Here is a 13,552-nt window from a genome sequence, read left to right on the forward strand (position 1 = left end):
GCGCGAAGGCAATTCGGAGCGCTGAGCCGCTCAAACGTAAAGTCCAGTGGACTTTACGTGCGGCGAAGACGCGAGCGCAGCTAACCTGCGCGAGCGACAAAAACACCAAAATTCAGTACAATCGCACTACAGTTTTATTTGTTTGTGTAGTGCGTTTGCGCGACGACCTGCCTGAGCGCTTAAAGCGTAGCGCGAAGGCAATTCGGAGCGCTGAGCCGCTCAAACGTAAAGTCCAGTGGACTTTACGTGCGGCGAAGACGCGAGCGCAGCTAACCTGCGCGAGCGACAAAAACACCGAAATCCAGTACAAACACACTACAGTTTTGAGTGTTCATGTAGTGTGTTTGTATCAAGAAACACCAAAATCCAGTACAATCGCACTACAGTTTTGAGTGTTCATGTAGTGCGTTTGCGCGCTACTGCGCAATGCGATCAATAATGTAGCACTCAAGCGCTTGCGGCGTAAGGTCTTTGTAGCCGTCTAAGTCTGCAAACTGCGGCCCGCCGCTAACGTCTAAGTTAGAATACGCTCTTTGCGCAAGAGTGGTCGCTCCCGAAGCTGCAGCCGACTTTAGCCCTGCGAACGAATCCTCAATCGCAATGCAATACTTCATGTTTTGCGCGCTAATGCCAAGCAACCTACCTGCAGCCAAATACGGATCGGGGCTTGGCTTTGTAGCATATCCATCGTCTCCGCAAACAAAACCAGCGAACGCACCTTTTGGCGCATGGTTCACAATGTTTTCAACAAGTCGCCTTGGTGAATTGCTTACTAAAATCGAAGGGATTTTTGCGTCGGCAAGCTTTTGCAAAAGATCCAAAACGTCTGGCACCCATGGAACTTCCACGCTTTCGCGCTCGGCAACATAGTCCACCATTGCGTTGCCAATCTCTTCAACGCCCATCTTTGTTCCGCGCGCAATCATAGCTTCGGCAACGTCTTTTAGAGAACCGCCCGAGTATTGCCATGCAAGCTCTTCGCTCCACTCGCCGCCGTGTTTCTTTGCGATTTGAATTTCGGACTCGTGCCAATACGGCTCAGAGTCGATTAGCGTGCCGTCCATATCCCAAAAAACTGCTGCCAACTTGCGATTTGCCGCAGCTGCCATCTCAATTGCCGATTTTTCTGCAGCTAACTCTGTCAATGCATTTTCCTCGGTTGCGCTCGTTACCATTAATCCCCTTTATCCACTTATACACTTATTTTCTTATATTCTTATAATACTTATCCACTTATGCACTTATTGGCGCATATAATTTTGCGATTATCCACATATCCACCATCTATTTAAGCATTTGACTAGTATTTAGAAAAATCTAAACTAATGTTTATATAGGCACTTGTTAGCGTAGTCGCTATAGACCAAACGCGCGCCACAAAACAATCGACCTATCGTCTTCTAAATCATTGCTCGCATAATCATTATATTGCGAATCGCCATTATTGCCTCTTGCATAAGACGACGGCAACTCGCGCTGAGGCACACGAATATCTCGGCGCCAATCCTTTGCGCGCTGCGAGCGCTGAACCTCCACAATGTTTCCGTCTGCACTCGCTGCAAAAATGTTTCGCTCCGCACTTGCCGCCTCGTCAACTAAGCGCCTCACTTGCCTTTTAAGCTGGCGATTTTCTTCTTGAAGCTCCAAAATCCGCATAATTCCAGCAAGATTCACGCCGTTTTCTTGGCTCAGCTTTTGCGTTTGCACAAGCCTATCTATGTCTCTAAGCGAGTATCTTCTGGCTCCGCCTTCTGTGCGCTGCGGCATAATCAAACGCAATCTATCGTACTGCCTAAGCGTTTGCGGATGCGTGTCGGTTAGGTTGGCTACGTGACTCACGGTAAAAATCGGCATGTCAATTTTAAAGCCCACTTCGTCCGCGCCGTCAAGCGTTGCATTTCCGCGCACTAGCGCCACTGCACACATCTCATACAGCGCCCTAATTTGGCGATCCAACCTAGCCATGACTTTCCTTTCTCACGCAAATGCTAAGCAAATCTGCGACTCTTAAACGTAAACGCTAAGCGCATATGCATATCATCTGCATCTACATCTTCATCTGCATCTATTCGCGCAAATCCTTAACTTCTTGCTCGTAATCTTCGCCACACGCCTTTTCAAACTCTTTTGCAGCATGTTTTACTGCCATTGTTGACTTTTTTGGAACGTGTATTTGCGCAATTCCAACAAACGCGCCATTTTTGCCTGGCACGCCTGCGCCTTCTACGCGTATTCTGCTGCCGCTCGAAGTTCCAGATGGCACCTTAAACACAATCGGCTCGCCGTCTACGTTTTTAAGCGTGACTTTTGCTCCGTGCACAGCTTCGCTTAAAGTGATCGGCAAAGTGGCCACTAAATCGCATCCTTCAATCGAGAATTGCTCCGACTTTTCCACTTGCACTTGCAAATACATGTCTCCAGAAGCGCCGCCAAACTTTCCTGGCTTGCCTTTTGACTTTAGGCGTATTTTTTGCCCATCTTTTACGCCTGCAGGAATGTGAGTTTTGAACGATTCTCCGCCCGATCGAAGCGAAACTGTAGCGCCTTTAAACGCCTGCTTAAACGTTAGTTTTATAGACGTTGTAATGTCTTCACCACGTTCAGGCACGTTTTGCGTAGCAGATTGACCAGATTGAGCGTACTGCTCGTAATCCGCTCCGCCAAATCCTGCTTGCGACGCGCCCGCGCCGCCTGTAAACATGGAGAATATATTGCCCATATCTGGACCCGCGCCGCTTGTGGAGAATCGCACTCGTGAGCCGCCGCCCATTGGCGATTCGCCAAACATAGATGAGAAAATGTCGCTGAATCCGCTTGCGTCGAATCCGCCTGCGCCCGCGCCGCCAGCGAATCTTGCTCCGCCTGCGCCGAATTGGCGAATCGCATCGTAGCGAGCGCGCATCTGCTTATCTTTCAAAACGTCGTACGCTTCGGATACGTCTTTGAATTTTTCTTCTGCTTCTTTAGTTTTGTTTAAGTCTGGGTGATATTTTCTAGCGAGTTTTCTGTACGCTTTTGTGATTGTGTCTTCGTCAGCATCTTTAGAGACGCCGAGAACCTTGTAAAAATCTTTGGCTAGCCATTCATTCTCAGCCATTTAAGCTCCTTTTTCTTTGAGCCACTGGCATTTACTAAACAACTTATATCTATAGCTTGTATCTATAGCTTATATCTATAGCTTGTATCTAAATAACCTACTCGCGCTAGCTGCTTAGAATCTAAACCGCCAACACGAGTAGGCATGGGACTTGCATAAGTAAACATTTGATGAAATGCGCGAGCTAAACAATCCAAACAAGCGCTGACATTAGCGATGTTTCACGCATTGTTTCACACTGTTTTACACTGCGCACGCTACTACTCATTGCTTGGAGACGCCACTACGACTCTTGCAGCGCGAATCACTCGATCTCCAATCCTGTAGCCCGATTCCACAACAACATCAACCGTTTCCTTCGTAGCATTCGCATCTGGCTTGTGTAGAATCGCATCGTGCTTTGTTGGGTCAAAGTCTTCGCCCTTTTCGCCAAACTTTTCTACGCCAAACTTTTCAAACGCCTTGTCTAATTTTGCTGCCACAGCTTTGAACGAATCGTCCATTGCGCCGTGTTCGCGAATCCTATCAATGTCGTCTAAAGCTGGCAATAAAGCCGTAAGCACGTCTGTTATTCCATGCTGCCTGAACCGATCTTGCTCCTTGGCTGCGCGGTTGCGGAAATTGATGAACTCTGCTCGCTCGCGCTGCAACGCTTCCAAATACTCCGCCGCCTCTTTTTTGGCTTTGCCAAGAGGCGTTAAGGAATCGTCTTCTTCGCTGCTTTGAGCATCTGCAGAATTGTTATTTTCTTTAGATTTACGCGCGTTGGATTCATCTTCGGTTGCTTGCGACTTTTCCGCGTCGGCGGCTGCGCTAGCGGCCGCGTCTTGCGTTGCACAATCCGCAGAACAATCCGCCGCCGTATCACTAGCCGCAGCACTCGCCGCGTTATTCACCGACGCATCGTTAGCAGCTGCAGCGTGCTTCGCTTCGTGCTTTGCCTCATGAGCTTCCTCATGCACTGCACCCTGCGCCGCAGCGCCATCTGCAGCGCTATAGGCCGCATTATCGGCCGCGCTAGCAGACGCCGCACGCGAATCGCCAGCATCCGAAGGCACGTCTTCCAAACCACTCAAGTAGTCGTTGGCGTTAAACTCGGACATTACTTATTATCCTTATCGTCCTTGTCGTCGTCCACCACTTCGGCGTCAACCACGTCGTCATCCTTAGAGGCACCTGCATTTGCATCAGATGCAGCACCAGCACCAGCCTGAGCTCCCGCAGCACCTGCAGCGCCAGCCGCACCCTGCTGAGCGTAAAGCTGCTGACCAATCTTTTGCGCAGACGTCATAAGCTCGCTTTGCGCGCTCTTAATCTTCTCAAGGTCATCACCCTTCAAAGCTTCCTTCAAAGCATTCACCTTGTCGGTAACTTCCTTAGAGATTTCGTCGGAGAGCTTATCCTTATTGTCGTTCACAAGCTTTTCAGTCTGGTAAGCAAAGGACTCTGCCTGGTTGCGAGTATCCGCTTCTTCCTTGCGCTTCTTATCTTCTGCTTCGTGAGCTTCCGCCTCTTTAACCATGCGATCAATCTCGTCCTTTGGCAAGCCAGAACCGCCCGTAATCGTCATGGACTGTTCCTTGCCCGTTCCCTTATCTTTAGCGGAAACGTGCACAATGCCGTTAGCATCAATGTCGAAAGTCACTTCGATTTGTGGAACGCCACGAGGAGCTGGAGCAATACCCGTCAATTCAAAAGTGCCGAGAGGCTTGTTATCGCGCGCAAACTCACGTTCACCCTGGTAAACCTGAATCAACACGGATGGCTGATTATCTTCTGCAGTAGAGAACACTTCGGATCGCTTAGTTGGGATTGCGGTGTTGCGCTCAATAAGCTTCGTCATAATTCCGCCCTTGGTTTCAATGCCCAAAGAAAGTGGAGTTACATCAATAAGCAGAACGTCTTTGCGGTCTCCCTTAATAACGCCCGACTGCACAGCTGCACCAACAGCCACAACCTCATCTGGATTTACGGACTGGTTCGCTTCCTTACCGCCCGTAAGCTCCTTTACAAGCTCCTTGACGGCTGGCATACGAGTAGAACCACCAACAAGCACCACGTGATCAATCTGGCTTACAGAGATGCCAGCGTCGGAAAGCACGTTGTTAAATGGCGTACGGCAGCGACCGAGCAAGTCGGAAGTCATTTCCTCAAAGTGAGCACGAGTCAAAGTCTCATCCAAATGCACTGGAGTTCCGTCAGGAGTCATTGCCAAGTACTGCATAGAAATTGAGGTAGATGTTGAAGAGCTAAGCTCCTTCTTTGCCTGCTCAGCAGCCTCCTTCAAGCGCTGCAAAGCAATCTTATCCTTGCTCAAATCAACGCCGTACTTGTTCTTAACTTCGCCAACAAGCCAGTCGATAATCTTCTGATCCCAGTCATCGCCACCCAAGTGGTTATCGCCATTAGTGGCCTGCACCTGGATTGTGGAGAAGCCGTCATCATCCTTACCAATCTCAAGAAGCGACACATCGAAAGTACCGCCGCCCAAGTCGAACACCAAAATGCGCTCGTCTTCCTTGCCTTTTTCAAGACCATAAGCCAATGCTGCAGCAGTTGGTTCGTTAATAATACGCAGCACGTTCAAGCCTGCAATCTTACCTGCATCCTTAGTTGCCTGACGCTGAGCATCGTTGAAGTATGCTGGGCATGTAATAACGGCATCGGTTACTGGCTCGCCAAGGTAGGCTTCAGCATCGCGCTTCAACTTCATCAAAACCTGAGCAGAAATCTCTTGAGGAGTCCACTTCTTGCCATCAATCTCAACAGACCAATCCGTACCCATGTGGCGCTTTACAGAGCTAATCGTGCGGTCAACGTTTGTAACAGCCTGACGCTTAGCGACTTCGCCAACCAAGATTTCTCCCGACTTGCTGAAAGCCACCACGGACGGTGTTGTACGCGCACCTTCTGCGTTAACAATAACTGTTGGGCTGCCGCCTTCAAGCGTTGCAATGCAGGAGTTCGTTGTTCCTAAATCAATACCTACTGCGCGTCCCATAATATCTCCTAGCTATCTTATCTATGTACCTTTTAATCTATGTACTCAAATTCTTGGCAGCCAGCCTTGCGACTAGCCACTTTTCTTTTTACAAAACTTGAGTCTAACACACTCAAGTTATTAAAGTCAAGCATTTTTGCGCGCGTTTCGCAAAAACTTAACACTCCCCCACTCAACTTTTTAACCTATTTATATAAATTACGCCGAATGCATCGGAGATTCGAGATTTTTCGCAGCGGATGAAGCGTATCGTTAGCGCGGTCTAAGCGCGCGAACGTCTTCGCGCCCACGTTTGTTTCTTTTCCCCCACGTTTGTTCCCATTTCAGCCGATTTTGGAAACAAACACAAGACCCCCCCCCACGTTTGTTCCCATTTCAGCCGATTTTGGAAACAAACACAAGACCCCCCCCCACGTTTGTTCCCATTTCAGCCGATTTTGGAAACAAACACAAGACCCCCCCCACGTTTGTTCCCATTTTTGATTAAATAGGGAACAAACACGGGAAAAGAAACAACAGAAAGAGGAAAATGACGCATTATGCAGCTCGAAATCGTCGATTCGCGCGCTACGCTTTAAGCTCGAAGGCAGGTCGTAGCAAAACACAAAAATGGCTTGGAGATAATCTCCAAGCCATTTTGTGCGTTCACACCACAAAACAAAATGCGAACGCTTTTTAAGGAACGCTACTAGAGCGCAAATTTTTACTTGCTAGCGTGCTTACGGCGCTTAGCAGACACTCCAAGTCCTGCCAGCCCAACAAACACAGCAGCGAACGCGCTTAACGTTGCGGAATCAACGCCAGTTTGCACTCCCATGTTTCCGCGCAAGTTGCTGCCCTTGTTTGCCTTTGCTGCATTAAGCGCAGCACGAGCCGCACGAAGTCGCATAGTCGCAGCTTCAACCTGCTCCTGTGTAGCATTCGGGTCAGCAAGCACGCGGCGAGCGTTTTCTAGAGCATCATTAAACTCCTTGATCACGCTTGCGTCTACAAGTGCGCCCTTCGCACCCTTCGTGCCCTTAGCGCCATTCGCCGCGCCAGCAGCGCCCGCGCCATTGGCAACGTCCGCAAGCGCACCATTCACTTCGGCATGCAACATAGACTTATCAACCGCGTTCGCATTCGCATTCGCGTTGTTTGCGCCCGTGTTATCGCCATCGGAATCGTCATCACTACCCGAACCAAGCGAGTTGTAGAAGTCAATCATCTTCTGCTTTATGCGTTGCAACTTTCTAAGCGCTTCATCAACCTGAGCTTGGGTAGCGTTTGGATCCGCGAGCACAGCATTTGCATCGTTCAACGCCTTGTTGTACTCAGCTATATCCTTGCCATCTGCAATCAAGAACGGAATCGACTTGCGGAATGTAGGGTCATTATCTGACTCATTACGCAAATAAGACTTGTCGGTGCCATGCTTGGCTCTAAGGGCAGCCTTGGCATCCTGGAGCCTCTTCAAAGCCTCGTCAACCTGCGCCTGAGTTGCATCCTTATCGCCAAGAACCTTGTTTGCTTCATCAAGCGCGTTCTTGTACGCATCTGCTTCTGGGCTTCCTACAGCGTTCTGGAATTCTGGCGTCTTTGCAAAGTCGCCATCCTTACCAGCCTCAGTGTTCAAATCAGACTTATTAGTCTTGTATCCGTCAGTGATCTTCTTCTTAGCAGCTTGCAAGGCATCTAGAGCATCGTCGAGCTCCTTCTGGGTTGGAGCAGTTTCGCCTTGCTTTAGCTTGCCAGTATTACGGTCAAACTTATCAAGAAGCTTCTTAGCAGCTTCACGCTTGTCGTTGTAATCCTTAAGAGCTTGCTTAGACGCGTCATCACCCTTAGCCTGAGCGTTCTTGAACTCTGGAGTGTTCTCGAACACGTCGGTTCTGGTGTCGTCGTCGCCGTCCTTCGACTGGTTGAATTCTTCTTGCAAGTCGTGTGGATTGGTCTTGTAGTTAGCAAGAATCTTGTCTTTGATTTCCTTAAGAGCCTTCTTAGCCTCATCAACTTCTTGCTGAGTTGGGAGCTGATCCTTTGGAACGTCAACTTCCACACCTTGATCATTCTTGACTTTGCCATCGTTCTTGTCGATGAGTTCCTTAGCCTTAGCCAAAGCCTGCTTATAGGCAGTTAGATCATCAGGTTCTTTGCCATCCTTAGTCTTTCCTTGAAGGTTTGCAAACTCAGTTGATTTTTCAAACTCTGGAGTACGCGCACTGCCATCCTCGTTTTTATCATCAACTTCATTTTGGAGCTTTTCAACTTTGGTCTTGAAGTTGTCGTCGATGTCTTTCTTAGCTTGCTTCAAAGCTGCAAGAGCATCATCAACCTGCTTCTGAGTTGGACGATCTTCTGGCTTTGCGTTTGGATCTGGTTTATTCACCTTGTTGAGGAGTTCCTGCGCAGCCTTGAGCGCCTTGTTGTAAGCTTCCAGCTTCTTGGTTGCTGAGTTAGGATCCGTTGTACCAGCATCTTCCGTCTTCGCCTTTTCAAGTGCGTTCTTGTACGGAACCGATGCCTCGAACGGAGGTATTACATCCTTGCCCTTTTCATCCTTATCGCCTACTTCGTTCTTGAGCTTGTCGGCGTTGGTCTTGTAGTCGCTGGTAACTTTGTCCATGGCGTCTTGCAAAGTCTTAAGCGCTTCATCAACTTCCTTCTGAGTAAGCTTGCTAGCATTATTCAGCTTTTGGGTTATCTTTTCTACAAGTTTGGTGAGGCCTGGCTTATCATCAGTACCATCCAAATCCTTACCAGCTTGTTCATGCTTTGCGTTGGTATTGTCATCCTTTATTGCAGTAGCATTTTGATACTCAGGAGTCTTCTTGAAGTCGCCACCTGCATAATCTTTAGCAGCGGCTAACGCTTCAAGATTCGTCTTGTAGTTGTCAGTAATCTGCTTCTTAGCTGCAGTAAGAGCATCGAGCGCATCATTGACTTCCTTCTGCGTTGGACGTTCGCTGTTCTTCTTGCCTTGATCTGCTGCAGCCTTTACAAGATCGCGCGCTTTTTTCAGTGCATCCTTGTAGGTCTTAACGTCACTTGCTGCATCTTTGTTGCCTTCACCCTTCTGGTCGTCGGCATTCTTGAACTCTGGTGTAGATTCAAAGTCGGTATCTGCTAATGTGCCAACGTCCGCAGTAGATTTCTTTGCTTCTGCATCAAGCTTAGTTGTATCAGTCTTGTATGTGTCAAGCTTGGTACGAGCTTCGTCAAGAGCCTTAAGTGCATCGTTGATGTCTGTTTGAGTTGGCTTTGCGTCTTGCGGCGTATTTGCGTCACCATGCTTCTTCAAAAGCTCCTGAGCTTTTGTCAAAGCTTCGTCATACTTCTTCTTGGCTTCCTTAGCAGCGTTGTTCTTGGTGTCATCAGGAACAAGCTTGCCGTCCTTCTCCTTCATGAAGTGAGGATCAGACGCATTGCGATACGCATCAGAAGTAACAGTGCCTTCCTTTGCAGCCGTGTCACCCTGCTTCTCTTTACCGTGTTCTCCAACGCTCTTTTGGAGCTTGGTGGTGTCGGTGTTAAAACCAGGAACATTGGCTTGATCGTTTGGATCGCCTAACAGTGTTTTGCGAGCGTCGTCAAGGTTCTTCTTTGCTTCGTTGATCTGCGCTTGTGTAGCATTAGGATCTTTCAGCAACTTTTTTGCTTTGTTAAGCATTTCGCCATATTTGTCAACTGCTTGCTTTGCTTTTGCATTTTTATCGGCATCAGCATCAGAGCTATCAGCTTTTTGGAACACGGGCAACGAAGCATTCTTATACGCAGGGGTGTGCTTGGTAGCATCATCCTCGTTGACAGACTTAAGAAGCTCGTCAGTCTTGGTTGCAAACTTGTTCAAATCTGCAATAGCGTCGTTCATTTCCTTAAGGATTGAGGTAATATCCCTATCCAGAGGCTCGCCTTGCGCATGTGCCTGAATATTATCCAATGCATTCGCATTATTAACATCAATATTCGCATCAGGAGTATTAGAAGTTGGGATTTCTGTATTACCCTGCTTATCCTTAGGCATCTTTTTATTAAGCGCATGGTCTAGCTTCGCTACAGCATCTTCATACTTCTTCTTAGCAGCCTTTGCCTCTGCACTTGCATCCTTATCAGATACGTTCGTATACGCTGGGCTGTGTTGTATGGCAATATCGTTAAACACAGCTGCCGAAAGCCTGCTGGTATTAGTTGCATACTTGTCGATAACTTTACGTGCTTCTTCAAGAGCCGTCTTGGCATCGGCGATGTCTGTAGCAGTTGGCTGCTTAGACGGATCAGTTGCCTCAAAATTCTTCTTAAGCTCCTTAGCTTTTTGATAGGCATCGTTGTAGTCTTTGAATGCCTTCTGGGCATCCTTGTCACCAGTTTGCGCCTTATCGAAAGCGTTAAAGTATGCAGGCATCAGGTAACCGCTAAAGTTGTCTGCAAGAGCTTTCGTAAGATCGTTAGCATCGGACTTATAATTCTCATGCAGAGCGTTTTCGGCCTTAGTTAATGCATCTTTAGCATCATTAACCTGTGCTTGCGTTGCATCCTTATTTGCAATAACCTCGCGAGCCTTCTTTAGCGCATTGTCATAGTTTTCAACAGCAGTTTTAGCATCTTGTTTTTCTTGCTCGGTTGCTCCGCTAGTCTGCTTATTAAGCGCATTCTTGTAGAAGGTGCTTTGCTTGTTTGCATCATCCTTATCAGGATTATCAAAGGTGAGCTTTTCAGCAGTTATAAGCTTTGACTTATCTGTTGCTTTAGCATCAAGATCCTTCTTAGCTTTTTCGAGAGCTGCAATTGCCTCGTTCACTTCCTTTTGAGAAGCGTTTGGATCTGCTGAAAGTTCGTTTGCCTTCTTTACAGCAGCATCGTATGCTTTTTGCTCTGCATCAGTTGCGTTTTGATAGGCTGGGTCGGCATTTGCAAGCGTTTGAACGCCTTTAGCGTCCCTACCATCCTTCACCTGACCATGCTCAGCAATAGCAGCATTAAGCTTGTCTTTGTTAGTGCTGTACTTATCAAGTTCCTTACGCGCAGCATCAAGCTTTGCCTTAGCGTCGTCAACAGCCTTTTGTGTGGCGTAGTCGTCAGCCTTTACCTTCTCAGCTTCAGCAAGCGCTTCATCGTAAGCTGTCTTGGCGTTCTCAGCAGCATTATTCCTTTCGGTGTCATCAGAACCATCGGCCTTCTTAAAGTCAGGCTCAGTAACGTTCTTATACTTATCGCTTGCCTTCGTACCAGTTGTAGCTTGCTGACCTGGAGCAGGTGTGCCATCTTCATTAATAGACTTGTTCAGCTCTTCCTTCTTTGTGGCATCACCATCAAGAGCCTCGCGAGCCTTATTAAGATTAATCGTTGCGTTATCAATTTGCGCCTTCTGATCCTCGGTAAGCTTTGACTCGTCCGTATCCTTTACAGAGCCATACAGTGTCTTTGCGGTCTTTAACGCCTCATCGTACGCCTCTTTCTTCTTATCAGAAGCGTTGTAGTACTCATGCTGCGTTGGTACATCTCTGCCTTCAACGGATTTGGTCTTGTGCTCCGCAACCGATGTCTTCAAATCACTTGTCTTATGATTCATCTGCGGCACAAAGATAACGTTAATTGCCTTTGCCGTATTGCCTGGATGTCGATTTTTCTCCAGATAAACATCCCTATAGTACGACATTGCATACGGCTCAACAAACAGACGTGCCTTGAAAATCTTGCCCTTTTTAGCAGCCACCGTTACAGAGCCAGCTTCTTTATCCCATGTATACGAACCAGCTTCTGATAAATTATCACCGAGGTTTACGTCAGAATTAGAGACTTTCTGATTCCCATACCAATAAGCGCCGTCCATATTGCCAAGCGTAAGCTCGCCCGTTGGCTCGCCATTTTGCAACGCATAGTGCATGTGCGACTTCTGCGCGTTAGTCCCTGTACCTTCATAGGAAAGCAACTCGCCGCCTGTAAGGTCGCGCAAACCAGCTTGCTTATCTTTTGGCGTGGCCTTCAGCAAGCCAAGAATCTTTGTTGTATCAAACTCTTGTGCCTTAGTTGGGTCGTAACGATAGATGATAGTTGTGTGACTATCATTACTCCAAGAAATACCCTCGTCGGTATCGCGACCATCAATCTTAGTCCTAGTCCACGAAACGTCGTAATCTGTGCGAATATTTGGAAGCTTTGTAAGCTTGCTCTCTTTTACATTAGACGTAAACTCGGCAACAGCCTTATCGGTCTTGATCTTAACGGTAATCGTATTTTCCGCCTGACCGTTAGAAATGCCCTCATTAGCTTTACCAGCTGCAGTAAAATTGCCCTTAAGGTACGAAAGCGAAATCTGATCTACACTGGTAAGTCCAAGTTCTGTATTGGTCTTGTTGGCCTCAACAATAGCTGTCTTAATACGGTCAATCTCAGCTTTTGAGTAATCGAGTGGGTTAGCAACAAAGACCGCTTCGCTACCAGTTGGAACTTTGTACTCAGTGTCCTTGAGCTTCTTCAACACAAGGTCGCTGAGCTTAATCTTAGGAGCGTCCTTTTCATCCACGCCATCGAAGTGGATTACAGCATTACCAGCTTCGTCAAACGTGATTTTATTTGGATTTACGCTGTTAATCTTTGCGAGCTTCTGTGCGATTTCTTTCTTTACATCCTCGGAGATGCTGTTCGGGTCGTCCACAATTGGCTTATCAATAACATCGTTATAACGCACAATAGTCAGCGGAATATCCTGCGACTTAAAACCAAGATCAGTAACGAAATGGGTATTTACAATAGATACACCAACTTTACTATTTGCTTTCGTTAATGCACTCTTATCGTATTCGTTGCTTTTAGTAGGAATTTTATCAGCGATAGTATCTAACTTTCGATTACCAACCTTGCTTAACGCTTGAATTTGTGCTTCTAGCGATAGACCATCAATACCACTCTTGCCAACATGCGTTGTTTTGCCATTCTTTTTAGCATAATCCATAGCATTGTTGACATCAGTGTCGGTGATATCAGCATCACTTACTTTTTTAACAATAGTTCCAGCACTTTGCGGAGGTACTAACAGAGCCGCTCTGAATTGATCTGATACTGCATCTTCTTTAGCAGTTCCCTGAACTGGAGTTGGATTAATCTGAATCGAACGCGTTGCAGAATAACCTTGCGCATTCTTAATACCTTTGGAATCACCACGTTCATCTTTACGGAAAATCCTATTCATGGTAAGTGTTGCAGAACCATCCTTGTTCTTTTCAAACACATATTCGCCAGAATATGGCTGATGTCCATCATTGGCGGAATCAAAATCAATACTTCCTGAAGTTTTTGGGGTATTAATATGGTTTTTAGGTGAAGGAAATACAGTTACACGCGTAACATCCTTATCTGCTTCATTAGCATCTTTCTGTTTAGGAAGCTTAAATATTATAGGATTATTTGCGAGTTGCTCATCATACTGATTATCCACTGTGCCAAAGCCATAAACGTTCGGCATTTCACCTGTTTGA

Annotated in this window: 6 protein-coding genes; all 6 read right to left on the reverse strand. The window is 47.2% G+C overall.

Annotated elements, in window-relative coordinates; genetic code table 11:
• Positions 1-416 precede the first annotated feature (416 nt).
• Positions 417-1,109 carry an HAD family hydrolase gene (locus tag ACPEIW_RS05865; protein ID WP_425664451.1) on the reverse strand — a complete coding sequence of 231 codons (693 nt, stop codon included), beginning with the start codon at positions 1,107-1,109 and terminating at the stop codon, positions 417-419.
• A gap of 247 nt (positions 1,110-1,356) precedes the next feature.
• Positions 1,357-1,965, reverse strand: a complete 609-nt coding sequence (locus ACPEIW_RS05870; protein WP_016806621.1) for a heat shock protein transcriptional repressor HspR — start codon at positions 1,963-1,965, stop codon at positions 1,357-1,359.
• A gap of 100 nt (positions 1,966-2,065) precedes the next feature.
• Positions 2,066-3,097: a DnaJ C-terminal domain-containing protein gene (locus ACPEIW_RS05875; RefSeq protein WP_425663621.1), complete on the reverse strand. Its 1,032-nt coding sequence runs from the start codon at positions 3,095-3,097 to the stop codon at positions 2,066-2,068.
• Positions 3,098-3,357: 260 nt separating this feature from the next.
• A complete protein-coding gene (gene grpE, locus ACPEIW_RS05880) occupies positions 3,358-4,200 on the reverse strand; it encodes a nucleotide exchange factor GrpE (protein ID WP_425663623.1) in 843 nt (280 codons plus the stop codon).
• Positions 4,200-6,098 (reverse strand): molecular chaperone DnaK, encoded by a 1,899-nt coding sequence (dnaK, locus tag ACPEIW_RS05885; protein WP_415680570.1) that lies wholly within the window; start codon positions 6,096-6,098, stop codon positions 4,200-4,202. The genes grpE and dnaK overlap by 1 nt, the downstream gene beginning before the upstream one ends.
• A 703-nt stretch (positions 6,099-6,801) precedes the next feature.
• Complete coding sequence (locus ACPEIW_RS05890; protein WP_425663625.1) at positions 6,802-13,539, reverse strand: peptidase; 6,738 nt, start codon at positions 13,537-13,539, stop codon at positions 6,802-6,804.
• Between the last annotated feature and the right edge of the window lie 13 nt (positions 13,540-13,552).

The organism is Gardnerella piotii, from assembly GCF_049815665.1.
Taxonomy (GTDB): Bacteria; Actinomycetota; Actinomycetes; order Actinomycetales; family Bifidobacteriaceae; genus Bifidobacterium; species Bifidobacterium piotii.